The sequence below is a fragment of the Pseudomonas sp. SK2 genome (assembly GCF_016772395.1).
GTDB classification, from domain to species: Bacteria; Pseudomonadota; Gammaproteobacteria; order Pseudomonadales; family Pseudomonadaceae; genus Aquipseudomonas; species Aquipseudomonas taiwanensis.
This window is the reverse complement of the sequence record NZ_CP061944.1, coordinates 4027321-4044425: the sequence shown is the minus strand read 5'-3', so window position 1 is coordinate 4044425 and position 17105 is coordinate 4027321. Positions and strand designations below refer to the sequence as shown.

Annotated in this window: 10 protein-coding genes and 4 pseudogenes; 10 read left to right on the top strand and 4 right to left on the bottom strand. The window is 53.0% G+C overall.

Annotation, left to right across the window (positions count from 1 at the left end; translation table 11 throughout):
* Window positions 1-215: 215 nt before the first annotated feature.
* Both IF103_RS18140 and IF103_RS18135 read left to right on the top strand, forming a co-directional pair.
* Window positions 216-981 (top strand): annotated as a pseudogene (locus IF103_RS18140) (hemagglutinin repeat-containing protein); the annotation flags it as partial.
* Window positions 956-1477: pseudogene (locus IF103_RS18135) on the top strand (transposase); the annotation flags it as partial. The pseudogenes IF103_RS18140 and IF103_RS18135, both read left to right, overlap by 26 nt.
* An 869-nt stretch (window positions 1478-2346) precedes the next feature.
* Here IF103_RS18135 and IF103_RS18130 read toward each other — a convergent pair.
* Both IF103_RS18130 and IF103_RS25475 read right to left on the bottom strand, forming a co-directional pair.
* Window positions 2347-2793, bottom strand: a pseudogene (locus IF103_RS18130) (IS3 family transposase); the annotation flags it as partial.
* A 39-nt stretch (window positions 2794-2832) separates the two neighbouring features.
* Window positions 2833-2886, bottom strand: a pseudogene (locus IF103_RS25475) (hypothetical protein); the annotation flags it as partial.
* A gap of 248 nt (window positions 2887-3134) precedes the next feature.
* Between IF103_RS25475 and IF103_RS18120 the strand changes: the two are divergent.
* The 8 genes from IF103_RS18120 to IF103_RS18085 all read left to right on the top strand — a co-directional run bounded on the left by IF103_RS18120 (window position 3135) and on the right by IF103_RS18085 (window position 16013).
* A complete protein-coding gene (locus tag IF103_RS18120; protein WP_202675540.1) occupies window positions 3135-4451 on the top strand; it encodes an EAL domain-containing protein in 1317 nt (438 codons plus the stop codon).
* A 457-nt stretch (window positions 4452-4908) separates the two neighbouring features.
* Window positions 4909-5574 carry a response regulator transcription factor gene (locus tag IF103_RS18115; protein WP_202675539.1) on the top strand — a complete coding sequence of 222 codons (666 nt, stop codon included), beginning with the start codon at window positions 4909-4911 and terminating at the stop codon, window positions 5572-5574.
* Between the two features lie 23 nt (window positions 5575-5597).
* Window positions 5598-7964: an ATP-binding protein gene (locus IF103_RS18110; protein WP_202675537.1), complete on the top strand. Its 2367-nt coding sequence runs from the start codon at window positions 5598-5600 to the stop codon at window positions 7962-7964.
* Window positions 7961-10339: an ATP-binding protein gene (locus tag IF103_RS18105; RefSeq protein WP_252189412.1), complete on the top strand. Its 2379-nt coding sequence runs from the start codon at window positions 7961-7963 to the stop codon at window positions 10337-10339. Before IF103_RS18110 ends, IF103_RS18105 begins: the two co-directional genes overlap by 4 nt.
* Window positions 10340-10745: 406 nt before the next feature.
* A complete protein-coding gene (locus IF103_RS18100) occupies window positions 10746-11282 on the top strand; it encodes a fimbrial protein (RefSeq protein ID WP_202675535.1) in 537 nt (178 codons plus the stop codon).
* A gap of 68 nt (window positions 11283-11350) precedes the next feature.
* Window positions 11351-12097, top strand: a complete 747-nt coding sequence (locus tag IF103_RS18095) for a fimbrial biogenesis chaperone (RefSeq protein WP_202675533.1) — start codon at window positions 11351-11353, stop codon at window positions 12095-12097.
* A gap of 29 nt (window positions 12098-12126) precedes the next feature.
* Window positions 12127-14721 (top strand): fimbria/pilus outer membrane usher protein, encoded by a 2595-nt coding sequence (locus IF103_RS18090; protein WP_252189411.1) that lies wholly within the window; start codon window positions 12127-12129, stop codon window positions 14719-14721.
* Window positions 14722-14948: 227 nt separating this feature from the next.
* Complete coding sequence (locus IF103_RS18085) at window positions 14949-16013, top strand: fimbrial protein (RefSeq protein WP_202675531.1); 1065 nt, start codon at window positions 14949-14951, stop codon at window positions 16011-16013.
* Between the two features lie 347 nt (window positions 16014-16360).
* Here IF103_RS18085 and IF103_RS25470 read toward each other — a convergent pair whose 3' ends face one another.
* Window positions 16361-16759, bottom strand: a complete 399-nt coding sequence (locus IF103_RS25470; RefSeq protein ID WP_202675529.1) for a DDE-type integrase/transposase/recombinase — start codon at window positions 16757-16759, stop codon at window positions 16361-16363.
* A 5-nt stretch (window positions 16760-16764) separates the two neighbouring features.
* A complete protein-coding gene (locus IF103_RS25465; RefSeq protein WP_502709908.1) occupies window positions 16765-16914 on the bottom strand; it encodes a hypothetical protein in 150 nt (49 codons plus the stop codon).
* Window positions 16915-17105: the final 191 nt, after the last annotated feature.

Below are 17105 nucleotides of genomic sequence, written 5' to 3'. Positions count from 1 at the left end.
GTCCCACCTGCGCCTAGTGCTCAAAGAAAAAATCATGAAAAACAGCTTCGTAGCTGAGGCAGATCATCGTTTTTCGGCCACGGCCAGTCCTACCTACTCCAGCATGCTTTAAAAAATGCTGCAGTTATAGCTGAGGTATCAGCTCCCCCTATACGACCCGACGGCGTTGACCGATGGCGCTATGTCCATCAGCGCGGTAGGGTCGAAAGCGTCTTCTGTCGGGTACGGTCGGCAGTGCGATCGACACCGCTTACCAGACCACCAAGCAAGCGGTCCAGGAAGACGACAGCCGGCTTTCCGCCCTGCAGGGCATCAAGGCTGGCCTGACCGGTGTGCAGGCCTGGCAGGCTGCCCATCAGAATGGCGGTATGACGGCGGATAATGCTGGCCAGTTCGTCGGCATCGCCGTTTCGCTGGGGGGCAGAAGTCGAGTTCTCGCCAGACTCAGGAGCAGATCGTCAGCCAGGTAGCAGCCTGACCAGCGGCAACGACCTGAGCATTGTTGCCACCGGCAACGGGACCGACAGTGACGGGGATATCCGCGTTCAAGGCAGCCAACTGAAGGCTGGCAACGACCTTTTGTTGTCTGCCGAGCGCGACATCCACCTTGAGGCTGCTTCCAATACGCAAAAGCTCGATGGCAAAAACAGCAGCAGTGGCGGGGCCATCGGCGCCAGTATCGGTGTTGGCTCCAGCGGCGCGGGCGTCAGCATCTTCGCCAACGCCAACAAGGGCACTGGCAACGAGAAAGGCAACGGTACCACTTGGACCGAAACCACGCTGGACGCCGGTAATGAGGCGACCCTGCTCAGCGGGCGCGATACTGTACTCAAAGGGGCGCAGGTCAACGCTGCGAAGATCACCGCCGACTTGAGACGTGACCTGACGCTGCAAAGCCTGCAGGACACCGACAATTACAAGTCCAAGCAGACCAATGTCAGCGGTGGCTTAAGCGTCACCATCGGCTCGGGCGGTGCAAGCGGTTGTCTCCAAGGTCTTCAACGCGCCCTGGCAGCGCTGCCGCGTGCATTTCATGCGTAACGCCATAGCCCATGTCGGCAAGGGACAACGCACCATGGTGGCGGCGCTTTTGCGCACGGTTTTCGCCTAAGACAGCCGTGCCGAATGCCACCAGCAGTGGCGCCTGGTTGCTGACCAACTGCGCGAGAAGTACCCCAAGATCGCAACGCTCATGGACGGCCGCGAGGATGAAGTACTGGCGCACATGGCGTTTCCCAAGGCGCACCGACAGCAACTGCACAGCACTAATCCTCTGGAGCGACTCAACGCCGAGATCAAGCGTCGCACCGACGTCGTGGGCATCTTCCCCAACGACCCGGCCATCACACGGCTGGTAGGGGCGATGCTGCTAGAGCAGGACGACGAGTGGTGCCTGCAACGGCGGTATATGCAGCTGGAGGCCTTTGAGGCCGTCAGCGATAATCCACAGGCCAAGCTGTCGGCCGTGATCAATTAAACGGCAAGCTCAATAGCCAAAGCCATGATGAGTTATACCACTTCCTGGGACACGATCATTGCGTAAGTCGACCACATGAGGATTCTGGTCTGTTGCCGCTGCTCGGGCATACGCCAGACTTAGGTGCGATGTGCTATAGACACGCCACAGTTGTTCGATCCGCGTGGTGTACGAGTGGCTCATCATCTGGAGGCTATCCCCCAATCTGGGGGTTCTTAGGGCGGGAGGGGCGGTGTGCATTGTGCCGTGCCCGTACTTACCTTTGGGCTCATTCAGCGCCGACATCAGCCGGTCCGGGCCACTGCCTGTATCGCCGCGAATAGGTTATCGGAGAATTAGCCCGGCTGTCGCGGATCTATCAGTAGCACTTCAGTGGTGCTGTACCAGAGCGAGCGACTGTTTATGACTCCCATGACGCCCCATACATTGGCGTCAATTTAAATTAAGGAAGGTTTTAGACAGGGCCCGAAGAGTTCGAGCTTCGTGCCGCAGCTGTTCGATGATGGATATGATGCTGCTGGCTTCGGCATGGTTAAGTTTGTGTAATATGTCGAGAAGATCAGTTGCGCAACTCTCACTTACTGTGGCGGACTTGATAAGATACAGTTGTATGTTTTGAGTGTCTATCATCGACCGCATGGGTGCAACCTTTTCGGCGGTGTTTAATTTTGAGGTTGGTATTTATTGTATTGTTGATCGCCTGTATTTTCTATAGGAGTAGTCCGATTTTCCGAGTGTCGGGGTTTCTTGGGTCTGAGGTCCGTGCAGGAATTTGTTGCGCGGCAACCAGAACTGCGCAAAGGATCTGTCCGGTACTGTGCTCAGCATAGCATGATCGTCGAGTACACATCTGAATCACCCCTGATTTTCTAGACACTCCCCAAGTTCATAAAGTGGCGCTTCTCATACTCTACTGGCGACCGCTGCATAGCATTGCCGTGTCGGCGCTTAGGGTTATAAAAAATCTCGATGTAATCCGAAATGTCACTTCGGGCTTCGTCACGCGTGGCGTAGATCTTTCGTCAGATTCATTCCCTCTTTAGCCGCTGGAAAAAGCGCTCGGCGATAGCATTATCATGACAGTTACCCCGCCGGCTCATGCTGCTGGTTACATTGTTGGCCTTCAGGAAGGTTTGCCAATCTGAGCTGCTAAATTGAATGCCTTGGTCTGAATGAATCATCATCTGTTGCTGTGGCTTGCGGCGCCACAAGGCCGCCAGCAATGCGTCGAGCGCCAGATCGCTGCACATCATTGGCTGCATTGACCAACCAATCACCTGGCGGGAGAACAGAGCCAGCGCTACCGCCAGGTACAGACGCTGGGCAGCCTCGGCGACAGGTCTGCCTCTCTCGGTCACTTGCTTGACCGCTTCGATCTTGAATTCTTCGGGGTAACGCTGACGACTCATGGCCCCTTCTATTGGGGGCCCACTATGAGGCTTGGAGGTGTCTACGAAACCAGAGGCGATTCAATCCATGCTGGCCCAGAGCTGGATGGGCATCGGTGGGCTCTAGGGGCAAGGCTAGCCGACTTGATCGAATACATTTGCGCGCAAGAAGGGTTAAGAGCGGAAAGGATAATTTTAGTCCCAGTCTTATTTTTTTTTGTGCTATGCCTGATAAGCTCGGCTAGGTACGATAATACGGAAAGCTATTCATGCGATTTAATATAATTGCGCCCAGCTCGTTGGCGGCATTGCGCGTCGTTATATTGGCGGCGAGCAGGGTTTCCGCTCAGCCTATTAGCAACATGCTTAAGGCTGTTCAGGTTAAGCCTTTGGCCAGCTTCGCTACGCTTGATGAGATTGAAGTTTATTTGAGTAAAGGTTCTGTCGATATAATAATCTGCCGAATTTGTCCCGCTTGCGATGCCGGTCTGTTGTTGTTGAGCGTGTTAAATCGTATGCACAAAAGCGGCAATTTGGAGCGGTTACCTAGCCTGTTCTGGATGGGGGAGACGTCGATGATCGCACTGGCTCGTCCCGGTGATAACTGCGCATTTGGGCTGTCTGCAATTGGCGGGGCCGCGTTCATCAAGTGCATGGGGGGGGTGGCTATCACTGCTCTAGAATCCCTTGCGCGTCTGGCCAAGGTGGCAGGCATACATGTGAAAATCCTTCCTCAATGTGAGGTATTAGCTTTGAATGATGCCTTGAGGGCGGCACTAATGACCAATGCCAAGGACGATATAGAGCCTGCGCAAGCGACCTTCGATTCATTGGTGGAAGATGAAATGATCAATGCACTCACCACCGGGGAAGGGCTGCGTTTCGTGTTCCAGCCACAATTCGATTTATTGAGTCGGCGCGTTGTCGGGGCTGAGGCGCTGGTACGATGGAAGCATCCGCGTTTTGGTGACATTCCCCCCTCTGTGATGATCCCTTTGGTCAACCGGCTGGGGTTAGATTTATTATTATTCAGCTTGGTGGAGATGTGGGCAATCAGGCTCCTGGTTAAGCTCAAGCGTGAAAACCATCAAATTCCCGTCGCCGTCAATGCTTCGGCAAAGACGCTCTGTACACCTCAATTCGCCGAGCGGCTGGCAGCACGTATGCATGCGGTCGGTTTACCGACCCCTTTGTTAAAGCTAGAGTTAACGGAGGATGTGCCAGAACCGGACGACCTTTTGCTGTCAGCCGCATTGACTACTATCAGAGCCAAAGGTTTTCAGATATCACTGGATGACTTTGGCGTGGGGGCGGCAACAATGAACCTGCTAGTCAACACTTTATTTGATGAAGTGAAAATAGATGGCTCATTGGTTCGTTCTCTTGGAGAGCACTCCTCCTCGGGTAAAGTTATCAGTGGTCTAGTGAATTGGGCGCGGTTGCTGATGTCGAATGTAGTCGCTGAAGGTATCGAAGATGAGTCGATAATTCCATTTTTGCGTCAGTTAGGTTGTCAAGTTGGCCAAGGGTATGCCCTGGCGCATCCTATGGAGTTTAATGATTTTATGATGTTCATGAAGAAATAGAGGTGATCGGAGAGGGGCGTAACAATTTTGAGGTATAAGGTAACTTCTTAGGAAGTTCAACGCTGTTCGATTTGTCGTCTATGTTAAATTCGTTGTGGGGGTGAGAGATTTAAGGAGGCGCAGTATGTGGCTCGAAGTTGCCGGTCATGGCGTATTTCGCGGTAATTGCAGAGTGTAGGGGCAATCTCTCCGAGGGAATCAGGAGTGCTCCATGCAGTTGGGGGCTGAAATAAAAATTTCTCTGAGCTTTTTAGGATGGGCACGCGCACGATTAGCCCAGGTAAATTAAGTTGTGAGATGCTTAAAGCTTATTGGGCAGGGCTGACTGAACGCTTCTAGCGCTTCAGCTTGCCGAATGTTCGATTGCGGCCTACACTCGATTGAATGCTGTGCGTCGTATTGCTTGTGTTTATAGTTGACGACGATGTACGTGCTGGATTGAGTGAGTTAAATCGCTATGAAACCTATACGTATTGCGTTATTGGATGACCATGCTGTTGTCAGGCACGGTTTAATGGAGGCTCTGGCGGCCGAGCCTGATCTAAAGGTTGTCGGCGTTTATGGAAGAAGTCGCGATCTTATTGGTGGGCTGTCCGAGTCACCTGCGGATCTACTCGTCCTCGATTTTTCCTTGGGGCCAGACGAGTTGGATGGCGCATCGCTCATCCGTGCTGTGCGGGTCAAATACCCTAATTGCCAGGTCTTGGTGCTGTCGGCGCATCACGATCCGGCGACCGTCAGCCTGGCGATGCGTATCGGCGCTCGCGGTTTCGTTGGCAAAGGTGAGGATATGCAGCAGTTACTGAAGGCGATTCGCCAAGTGGCGTCCGGAACGGTTTACCTGAGTCCGATCATGACCTATCGTTTGGCTGAAGTTGTCACTAGTGAGTCGCCAAAGCGAGCGGCGGAGACGTTGGATGCTTTCGCCCAAGCAGAGCTTAGCAGCCGAGAACAGGAGGTCATTCGTTGTTATCTCGCGGGTATGACCGTGAGTGAAATTGCCAGGAAATTCAATCGCAGTCTAAAGACCATCAGCGCCCAAAAAGCGTCGGCCTTTCGTAAGCTTGGGGTGACGTCGAACAACGAATTGTTCAAACTCAATAAAATCATCAGTCCACTATGAGGAGAAGAGTTCGCAGGAGGCTGATGATTTGGCTACTTATGGGGGCGGCTCCTTTTATTCAAGCAAACTCGATAGAGCTAAGCCCGGAAGAGCGCAGCTGGATTGCTCGGCATCCGGTGTTGCGAGTGGGAGTTGACGAGCACCTCATACCTTTTGAGTATATCGTCGAGGGCGAGCTTGAGGGGCGGGCTAAACAGTATCTTGAGTTTGTCGGTCACGCCACCGGCTTGCAATTCCAGTTTGTACCGGGCAAAAGCACGTCAGTCCGTGAGCAGATGCTCTTGGATGGCCAGGTTGATCTACTCTCTTCCTACTTACAGTTCGAATCTCAGCCTGGCAATCCGGCCATCAAAACGCTTGTTTATCACACGACTTCTCCGATTATCGTGACGCGTATCGATCGTCCAGACATCTTCGAGCTTGACCAGTTGCAGGGCAAGAGCGTGATGATCCCGGATGTCGAGCACTACGAGCGTATGTTTGCCGATCGGTCGATTGATGCCAGCCTGATAAAGAGCATGTCGGCGCAGGAAATGTTGAATAGGTTGGCAGATGGCAGAGCCGATGCGGTGGTAGCTACTGAAACGTTCCTCATGCCGTACTTGTACAAGCAGTTTCAAGGAAGACTGGAGGTTTCCGGGGTGGTTGGAAGTCAACTGCTTTTGGTGAGTATGGCGGTCCGGGCGGACCATGCTCAGCTGGTGTCGATTCTGGAGAAAGTGCTGCGGTCTGTTTCGCCGGAGCAACGCAAGACAATGTACGAGCAGTGGTATCACGATCTGAAAGTGGATGCGCCTACGCTACAGAGTATCAGCAGCCATTTTTTGCACGCCCTTATTTTGGCAACGGTGGCATTTGTCTGCTTGGCGGCGTTCGTATTACGTGGCTTCCGCCACTGGCGGAGAGCGGCGCATGGCGAGCGGGAAAAGGCGAGGTTGCTAAGCCATATCAATCGTGAACTACGTTCACCCATGAATGCCGTGCTTGCTGCGATGGAGCTGTTGTTACATACCCGGCTTGATTCTCGGCAGAGGCACTTTTGCAATTTGGCAAATAGCAGCGCGGCCGCATTAAGGCGAGTACTGGATGACGGTTTGAATGGCTTAGAAGCATCAGCACGGAGCTCGACTGGGCAGCTGACGCTTGAGTCTACCGAGATTCGGGCGCTGATGGAGGGGGTCGTCGGACTACATCGTCTTCGGGCGCAACAAAAGGAGTTGGAACTCGAGCTGGATGTCCCAGCCGATTTACCTCTGTTATTGCTTGACAGTTCACGGCTGAGTCAAGTTATCCACAACTTGCTGTCTAATGCAATTAAGTTCACTGAGACTGGCGGTGTCCAGGTGAGGGTCAACCTGGTGCATTTGGATAATTTTCAAAGTCTGCAAATCATCGTCCGAGATACGGGGGATGGTGTATGTGAGTCAGCAGGGCCATCGTTATTTCAGCCTTATGGGCAAGCCCGACATGACAGGAAGGTTGAAGGGACTGGGCTCGGCCTAGTGATATGTAAACAGCTGGTCAGTGCAATGCAAGGCACCATGACATTTGAGAGCAAACAGGGGGTAGGTACCACCGTCACAATTTGTCTGCCTGTAGACGTTACATCTGAAGCGGAGGAAAATCCTAAGGCACTTGGTGTGCTGACACCGCTGTCCCACGGTGGTCTGTGGATCCTTGTGGTGGAGGATATCCGCGCCAATCAGGAAGTATTGATGGCTCAGATCAGTGGTCTGGGCTGCTACCCAGTGATCGCCACCGATGCCGCGCAGGCGAAAGCTCTATTCGAGAGTCATGACTTCAGCATGGTCCTGATGGACTGTGAACTGCCCGATCAGGATGGCTATAGCCTGACCAGCGAACTGCGTGCTGTTGAATTGCGGCTGGGGCGAGCGCACAGCCCGATCATCGCAATTTCTGCATCGACCGGAGGCCCGCATGCAAGACGCTGCAAGGAGGCTGGGATGGATGGGGTCCTGAGTAAACCTATTCGCCTCGGAGATCTTAGCGAGGTCATCGAGCGCTGGTGCGATATCTGCCTGGTGTTGCCATCGCCAATTGCATCGGTACCCACTCCAATTTCGGCCGAAGTGAGAGAGGAAATAGCCGTTGACTTGGGGTGTCTCATTCAGGCCGTGGCACTATGTGATCTTTCCTCTGCACTACGCTTTGCTCACCGATTGAGGGGCGCGGCGTTGATGTTGCAGCTTTCAGCGCTGGGCCACGCTGCGGAGCAGATGGAAGAACTGTTGCGCGAAGGGGGGGCGTGGGAGGATCCGTCGTACGCGCGATCGCTGCAATCTGTCGTTCTACAATGGCAAATCTTGAACGACGGTATGTCATTGGATGCGCTGCACATTTCATCGACCACCTTGAGGAAGGATGCGTGAACATCCTGTATCTGGGAATGTGTGCACTGGTCTTTGCTGCTGGCGCGAGCGCGGAAGTTGACCCGCTGCCAATGACCCTGAGTCTGCAGGAGCGAAACTGGATCGCGGCCCACCCAGTTCTGAAAGTTGGGGTCTTCGACGACCTGCAGCCGTTCGAATACATGAGCGGTGGCCAGCTGCGAGGGCTGTCAGCCAAATACTTGCGACTGATTGAACGACGTACGGGGTTGCAATTCGTACCAGTGAGAACTACCACCCGCAGTGCTCGAAAAGACATGTTGCTCAATAGGGAAGTGGACATATTGTCCACCCGACGCAGGTCGTTTGATCCCCTGTCAGATGGTGGAATGCTCTATACACATCCCTATAACACCAGTTCGACGATCCTCGTCAGTGGTTTTTCTGGTCATCCTTTTGTGGGCTTGGAATATTTGGCCGGCAAGCGGCTGGTCATGCTTGGCCGTGAAGGCTATGCCACTTTTCTTGCCGACCAAATTCCTGGAGTCACAGTGATTAGCGCTAAAAACGCGGTGGATATGCTAGCGATGGTCCACAGTGGTAGCGCCGATGCCGCCATTGCCTCTGAGTGGCTGGTTATTCCCTACTTGTCACGTCAATATAAAGGCATTTTGCAGATTTCTGGCGTGGTTCCTTCGTTGCACAGGGGAGTCAGCATGGCCGTGCGTGACACTGATGTCACGCTGTATTCCATCTTGGAGAAGGTGCTGGCGTCCATCAATCCAGATGAGCGCAAGCAGATATACGAAGATTGGCTGACCGAACTGGATGTTGATGTTCCGACGATTCGAGCCATTGCCGAGCACTACAATTCGGAGCTGTGGCTTCTCCTGTTCATAGTTCTATTGTTGCTGATGTTAGCCTGGCAAAGCCGGGTTCAGCGCTTACGTGCTACACGTGGTGCGCAAGACAAAGCAATGTTCCTGGCGGTGATGAGTCATGAGGTGCGTTCGCCGATGAATGCTGTTCTGGCTGCGATGGAACTGTTGCAGAACACGCCGCTCGATGAGCACCAGCGCAAACTCGCTAGCATCGCCGTCAGCAGCAGTCATACCTTGCTGCGCTTGGTGGATGATGTGCTTGATATCTCCAAGATTGAGGCTGGAAAGCTTCAGCTTGACCCTGAACCTACGGATCTGTGGAAGCTCGCTGAGGAGGTGATTGCGTGGCATCGAGAATCCGCTGAAGAAAAAGGTCTAGACCTGACGCTGACCGGAGATCGTCAGCTGCCGTACCTGATGCTGGACAAACGTCGCGTGGCTCTAGTACTACGACATCTTGTTACCAATGCGATCAAGTACACCGAGTCCGGAAGCGTCCAAGTGCAGTTGCGGAGGTTAGAGGGGGCGGGTGAAACCGAGCATGTGCGTATTCGTGTCATTGATACAGGTGTAGGGCTTTCAAGGCAGGCACGGCGCGTGCTGTTACGACCATCCTGGCGCTCCAAGCAGCCTTCCAGACGCATACGAGCCACGAGACTGGGACTTGTGCTTTGTCGACGCTTGGTAAGCCTGATGCTAGGCCGACTAAGACTGTCCAGCAATCAGGGGCACGGCTCTCAGATTGACGTGATACTGCCGGTGATGGTGGCACCCTATGTCGATACGGTCTGCTGCAAAGAGCAGATGCAGGTCTTGACTGCGGACACTTTACCACCATCACGCGTACAGGTACTGCTGGTCGAGAAGCCAACGTTACAGCGACAGACATTGGTCGAGCTGCTTCAGCGCTCTGAGTGCGAAGTCCTGGTTGCGGATAATGCAGAGCAGGGGCTGGCGCTATTTTATAAGCATGCGTTTAGCTTGGTGTTTCTAGATTGGGACACACTGGACGGTGGCGCCATAAGCATGATTGAGGCGCTGCGCGAAGGTCAGCATCGAAAACAGTCAGCAAACCTCCCTATTATCGCCTTGGAGGAATCTACCGGTGGTGAAAGCCAGGCACATTTTTTTGATGCAGGTGCGGACGGCCTGCTAATTAAGCCCGTCCAGCCAAGCCAGCTGGAGCAGATCCTCGCTCTGTGGTGCAATGTTCCGCAGATGCCCGAGGATTACTCCCATTCCGGCGATTATGAAAGGTCACTGCCCCATCCCGAAGTGCGCGCGCAAATCTACAACCTCATCGAAGCATTGGCGGTACACGACAAGACTAGAGCTTTACAGGTTTTGCATCAATTGCGCATTGCGCCACCTGAAGTCTTAATGCACCTCACCGTCGCCGTGGAGGCAATCGACCGATCGTTGAGCGGCACCGATTGGCCTGCTGAGGCCCTGGTCCCGCCACTGCATCTATTGCTCGTGCAGTGGTCTGAGCTGTGTAGCACCGCGCAGCAGCCGGCGAACATGCCGGCCTCTTAGATACGTCGAGGCACTCTCAGTGCATAACTCAGCATTGAATGAAAACTCCAGTCTTTAAGATCTGGTGCTAAAAAACCGAGCTGCGCTAATGCACAAGATCATTTCGATGGTGGTGTTTACTCCTCATCGGTATTGATTTGTAACAACCGCTGCTGGGTGATTTTTTAATGGCAATAAATCGAATTGATAGGTTTTTTAGGAGTAATCCTATTTAACTGCGAACGATTCTGGCGAATGGTGAGTATGAGGTGCTGTTTGCCACAATTTTCGCTTTGTCATTTTTAGGAGCGCTCCTATTTCTATGTCTTGGCTGCGGGTCTAGTATCGCACCTGCAACATAACAGGAGCGTCTCTGCCAAATAGGCCTCCTCTTAAACTATAAATGTAGTGGTTTTGGAGTGTTTTTATGAAATATACAGCTTGCACTCTTGCGATGCTGGTCGCTGCTACCATCACCTCCGCCGCAATGGCTGCGGAAGGTACTATTAATTTCAACGGTGAGCTCAAGGCAGAGACCTGTCAGGTCTCGGTAAACGGTGGCGGCAATTCTACTGTCACCCTGCCGACACTTGCTACTTCAGAGTTGGATGGGGCTGGTAAGGTGGCCGGTCTGACCGCTTTCAATATCAAGCTCAATAACTGCTCGGCCTCACTTAAGACCGCAGCTGCGTTTTTCCAGGCTGGCGGAACTGTCGACCCTGCCAGTGGTAACCTGAGGAACTCGGGTACTGCTACCAAAGTTCAACTGCAGCTGGTTGACGCCACTAATGGAAAACCTATTAAGGCGGGAAGTGGCGAACAGCTCACTAGCACCAGTCGCATTGCTCTCAATAATCAGAGTCAGTCTGCGGACCTGCCATATGCGGTTCAATACATCGCCGAAGCGGCCACCGGTCCGGGGACTGTCGTAAGTTCAGTAACCTACAATATCGACTATAAGTAAGTTGCATCAAGGGCGTGTACGCTTTGCGATTGAGGTGTACATGCCCTGGCGGCGACGGGATAGTTTCCATGGCTTGTTTAGCTTTATTCGTGCGCTTACTTTTTGTGGGCGTAGCAGCGCTTACAGCTGCTCAAGTATCTGCGGGTGTAGTGATTACCGGTACCCGACTAATTTACCCGGCAGGCCAAAAGGAAATAACGGTCAAGCTCGACAATGCGGGGACGCAGCCTTCATTAATCCAATCATGGCTGGATACTGGCGATGTTGAGTCAACGCCTACGCAATCCCAGGCCCCATTTTTAATCTCGCCTCCTGTGGCACGTATTGACCCTGGTAAGGGGCAAACGCTGCGTGTGATGTTCACTGGTACTGCGATCGAGCAGGACAAGGAGTCGGTGTTCTGGCTCAACGTCCTAGATATTCCGCCCAGGCCGCAAGACGGAGACTTGAACACCCTCCAAATGGCGTTTCGTTCGCGGATCAAGTTGTTCTACCGGCCAGAGAAATTGGTGGGTACTGCCAGCGAGGCGATTGACCAGGTGCAATGGCAGGTGGTGGCTGCCCGAAATGGCCAGGGATGGGAGCTGCAGGCATACAACCCCTCGGCCTTTCATGTGTCGCTGATAGAGCTCGAACTCGTCGATGGCAGTAAGCGAGAACGCAGCGAGGATGGAATGATCGCGCCAGGTGAGAAGCGTGCTTTTCCGCTGTCGGCACTAAAGTTTCGGCCAGGACCTACCGCTCACGTCCAGTTTAATGCCATCAATGACTATGGCGCTTTGGTTCCTGTCCGTAAAGGACTCAGTTCTCAGTAACTCTCAACTATTTTAAGCGCGAGCCACTTATGAGTAAGCTATCCCTTCCCTGGACTCTTCTGGGGAAGCGCTCCTTCTTCGCCTTAAGTCCGCTAAAGACCTCGGTCTTGAAGGGTATGTTTATCAGCGCAGGCGCCTGTTACGGACCTTTTTTGGTGGCCCAAGAGGTGCATTTTAACAATGCATTCCTACCCGAGGGCTCGCGTGATTTGGACATCAGCGCCTACCAAACAGGTAACCCAGTTATGGCTGGGATGTATCGCGCCGATGTCGTGGTTAACGGGCAATTGAGCTTTCGTCACGATGTTCGTATCCAGGCCCAACCCGATGGTCGCAACCCTCAGGTTTGCATGAGCCGAGAGCTGTTGGAGCGTCAAGGCTTGGAAATGACCAAGCTTGCGGCCGAGGCCGTCTTGTCGTTGGACAATGAGAAGTGTCCTGAATTGGCGCGTTTGGTACCAGGCGCCAGCGCCAGTTTTTCTCCCGAGAATCAAACGCTCGAACTTAGCATTCCCCAAGCTTCGCTCAAACGTAACGCACGGGGCTACGTCAGCCCTGAGTTATGGGATCGCGGCGTCACTGCAGGTTTGCTCGGCTACCATTTCAACAGCAATCGAAATCATACACCCAATGGCGACCACGACTCTGCCTACTTGGGACTCAATGGCGGCCTCAATCTAGGTGGCTGGCGCCTGCGTCACAATGGTTCGATGAGCTGGCGTTCTCACCAGGGAAGTGACTACCGGGCGCTGAACAACTATGCCCAGCGCGATGTCACGGCATTGAAAAGCCAGTTGACGGTGGGTGAGTCCATCACCAGCGGCGAACTCTTTGACACACTGTCTTACCGTGGCCTGCAACTGGCCAGCGATGATCGCATGTTACCCGACTCTTTGCGCGGTTATGCGCCGGTCGTTCGCGGTATTGCGCGGACGAATGCGCGTGTAGTAATCCGCCAGGGCGGTAATGTCCTGACGGAAACCACTGTAGCTCCTGGCGCTTTTGTCATTGATGATCTGTATGCCACTGGATACGGCGGCGACCTGAACGTGAGTGTGCTCGAAGCGGACGGTAGCGAGCAGAACTTTATTGTCCCCTACGCTTCTGTCAGCCAGCTATTACGGCCTGGTTCCACCCGCTTCAGCCTGACGGCGGGGCAAACCAGAGATGGCTACATCGACGAACAGGCTCGCCTGCTGCAAGGTACGCTGCAATATGGCCTGAACAACACGTTCACGGGCTTTGCAGGCTTACAGTCAAGTGAAGATTATCTGGCGGTACTATCCGGCCTGGCTTTTGCCACCCCTATTGGTGCAATGGCCCTAGACATGACTCATGCCCAAACTGCTCTGGCGAATGGTACCGCCAAGGGCCAGAGTTTGCGGCTGACTTATAACAAGAACATTCTTAGCACTGGCAGCAATTTCTCGGTGGCAGCTTACCGGTTTTCCACCCATGACTATCTTGACTTCACAAATGCCGTGCAACTCCTGGATGCTGAGAAGGGCGGCGAGGATCTGAGTCAGTTCGGGCGCCCGCGCAGCCGCTTTTCAGTGACTGCTGACCAAAACTTGGGGCCTTGGGGCCAGGTAGCGATAAGTGGCTTTACGCAGAACTACTGGAACCGGCCAGGTAGTGATGTGCAGTATCAACTTAGCTACAGCAAACAATTTGACCGCTTGGCCTTCAGTGTGAACGCAAACCGCAGTCGCAGCGGGCTGGGCGATATGCAAAACAGCTTCTTGCTGACGATTACTCTGCCGCTGGAGTTTGGCCCTTCGGTCTTCAGTCCACAGATGACCGCTCAAATCGGCCGAGATGCGCGAGGCAATTTCGATCAGCAGGTCGGGATCAATGGTTCCTATGGGGGAAATCGCCAATTCAGTTATGGCGCGAATATAAGCCATAACGGCGCAAGCCAAACGAAAAGCGCTTCTATCAATGGCCAGTACGTAGGCGCGCGGTCCACACTAAACGCTTCCGTGGGGCGAGGTACCGACTATACCAGTATGTCGTTGGGAGCCAGTGGCAGTTTGGTTGCCCATTCCGGTGGCCTGACGCTGACACCCTATCGCGGAGAAACCATGGCGATTGTTAGTGCGCCGGGCGCCGAAGGGGCGAAGGTGGTCGGTTATCCGGGTCTTAAACTGGATGACAGAGGAAATGCCGTGGTGCCCTACCTGCGACCTTATCAACTCAATCAGGTAGGCATTGATCCAATTGGCAGCGCGTTCGATGTTGAGCTAAACGAAACCAGCCTGCAAGTGGCCCCTCGTTCCGGCGCGGTAGTGCACCTGAAGTACACCACCACCAAAGGGCGCGCGGTGTTGTTCAATGTACGTCTGGACGATGGCAGTAGTTTGCCATTCGGTGCCAGCGTAGTGGACGCCGAGGGTATCTCGGTAGGCTCGGTGGGACAGGGGGGGCAGTTATATGCGCGGGTCAAGCCTGAAACACGCCAGTTGCGGATCAATTGGGGAAGTAAGGCTCGACAACAATGTACGCTGGTGATTCCTCCTGCACCTGGCAAGGAGCAACAGCTTCAACAATTGCAAGCTGTTTGTACAATCGGCAAGCATGTTGCTGACAGCGCCGAGGCTGTTACTTCAAAGATTTCTTTATGAATGCGCGTTTCTAATTAAATATTTTTTGTCATTTGCTAGGTTGTGGCACCTCCGGCGTATGGGAAATGCTAGTGCAATAACAGGTGTAACCCAGCCCGTTGAAGATAGAGGTGCGGACCTTAAGAGGCAGCACTGGTAAGTTTCAGATATATGCCAGTGCGTGTGTGTCGTTTCACATGCTGTTGGGCGCTCGACTATAGATAGGTTCACGTCCAGAGGATTTTATTATGAGGCGTTGGCTTAGGGTGAAGGGGGCATTTTTGCTTGTTGCTGGAATCACGGTGGCTAATGGAGCAGTGGCTGCTGTTTCATGTAAGACGGGGTCATATGGGCAAAATGACGTAGTGGTGCTGAATGTGGATAGGTTGGATGCTGGCCCAGTGGAACTGGGGGGCGAACTCTATAGACAAGATTACGAGAACTTTTCTACTTCTCCTGATTTGAATTGCATTTTTGACAAGGCGGATGAGACTGTTCAGCTGTATTTTACGCCGCCTTCTGAATCCCCCATGAATGTCTTGCAAACACCTGAGCATAAGAATATTTATGAAACTGGCTTGAGAGGGGTGGGGGTCTCTTATATTAATCGCCAAACTAAAGGGGCCGCATTTGATTCCCAGTTCTTGACGATGTCGAGGCATTTTGTGGATGCAAAAACGGGAGGTGCGTGCAAGGCGAAAGCATTGTGTAAGTTAGATTACCACACAACTATTAGAATAGTTTTATTGAAAACTGGCCCTGTGGCGCCTGGTCGTGTAACTAAAATTCCTGATCTTCAGATGACGACGCTATCGGGGAAAATACCTTTTTTTAGAATAAGATTTAACTTGAACGTTTCAGTTGTGTCTAAAACCTGCCTTGCAAAGCCTGTAATCGTGAATATGGGGGCGCACTCTACTAGAGCTTTTACCGGCATCGGGAGTACTGCACCTTCGAAAGATTTTTTAATCGAACTTACAGATTGTCCTGCCTTTAATAATTCAAGTAATAGAGTATTGAAATACCGCATAGATCCAGTCCTACCTGCATATAACGTTAGCAACGGTATATTGCGTCTGAATGCATCCACTTTGTCCGCTGAGAGCCATGCTGCATCAGGGGTGGGTGTACAAGTCGTCACGAATAAAGACATCCCATTACCCTTAGGAGTGAAATTGGATAGTGGTATTCCTCTAAGAAATTTTGGGACAGGTTATTCCATACCTCTGCGTGCGCGTTATATACAAACCGAGAGCAAAGTGATCCCAGGGCCCGCTAATGCTACAGCGAATTTTACAATAATTTATGAATAATAAAGCGTGTGCCATCTTGGCGAAAAGGATGAAGCGAGAACGTATTGACGAAAAGCCAACATGTTGTATTTTTAAGTTGCATCGTCGACTCTGTGTCTTTTATGGCATCGTGAGGCTGGAGGGTTGAATCGCCCCTGGTTTCATAGACACCTCAAAGCCACATGATGAGGCCCGAATAGTAGGTGCATGAGTTGTCAGCGTTACGCTGGGTTCTACCCCACTTCCACGGAGGGTTTGAAATGGGCTGAAAACCTCAAAATTTGCCGGGCGACTCTACGACGCATTCGAGGGTTGTGGAACCGCTCGATTTTGTCGAATAGATCCGCCCGAGGTTCATCGCGGGCTCCCTACGACTGATGGGCAACACGCTCACGCTTGAGCTGGCCGAGGAAAGCTTCGCAGGCAGCGTTATCGCCACAATGCCCGACGGTGCTCATACTGCAGATCAGTGTGTTACGAGTCAGAAAACGCTGGTAATCCGCCGTGGTGAATTGGCTGCCGCTATCGGAATGTAAAATCATCGACCAGTTTCCCTGAAGCTGGCAGACCGCCATTCCTACTGCCCAAATTACCATCTGTCGATTTTGCCGATGGTGCATGGACCAATCAATCACCAGCTCGCTGCACAGATCGAGTACCACGCACAGGAACAGCTTGCCCTCCAAGGTGGCGATTTCCGCGATGTCCGTAACCCATTTGCGTTCCGGTTCCAAGGCAGATAAGTCGCGCTCCAGGAGATTCTTCACGCCCACTATGCAGCAAGTGGCTGCCCGGCAAATGCCGAGCTTCTTCCGACGCGGCTAGTCTTGAATCCGCTCCGCCGCATCAGGCGGGCAATGCGGTTCAGGAGGACTTCACCGTCTTCGCGTAGATTTTCATGCATGCGCGGTGCGTCAATCACGCGGCGACTGTCCTGATGAATCTCGCGGATGCGCCTAAGGAGGCGCGCATTCTCTTGAGCGCGTGGACTTGGTTCTGGATCCTCTCAGTCGTAATAGACGCTGGCGGAAACTTTCAAGCAACGACAACACATCAGTCGTATTGGGTACTCATTGTGAACAGCGCCGGATTACCGTGTACCGTTCGATGACT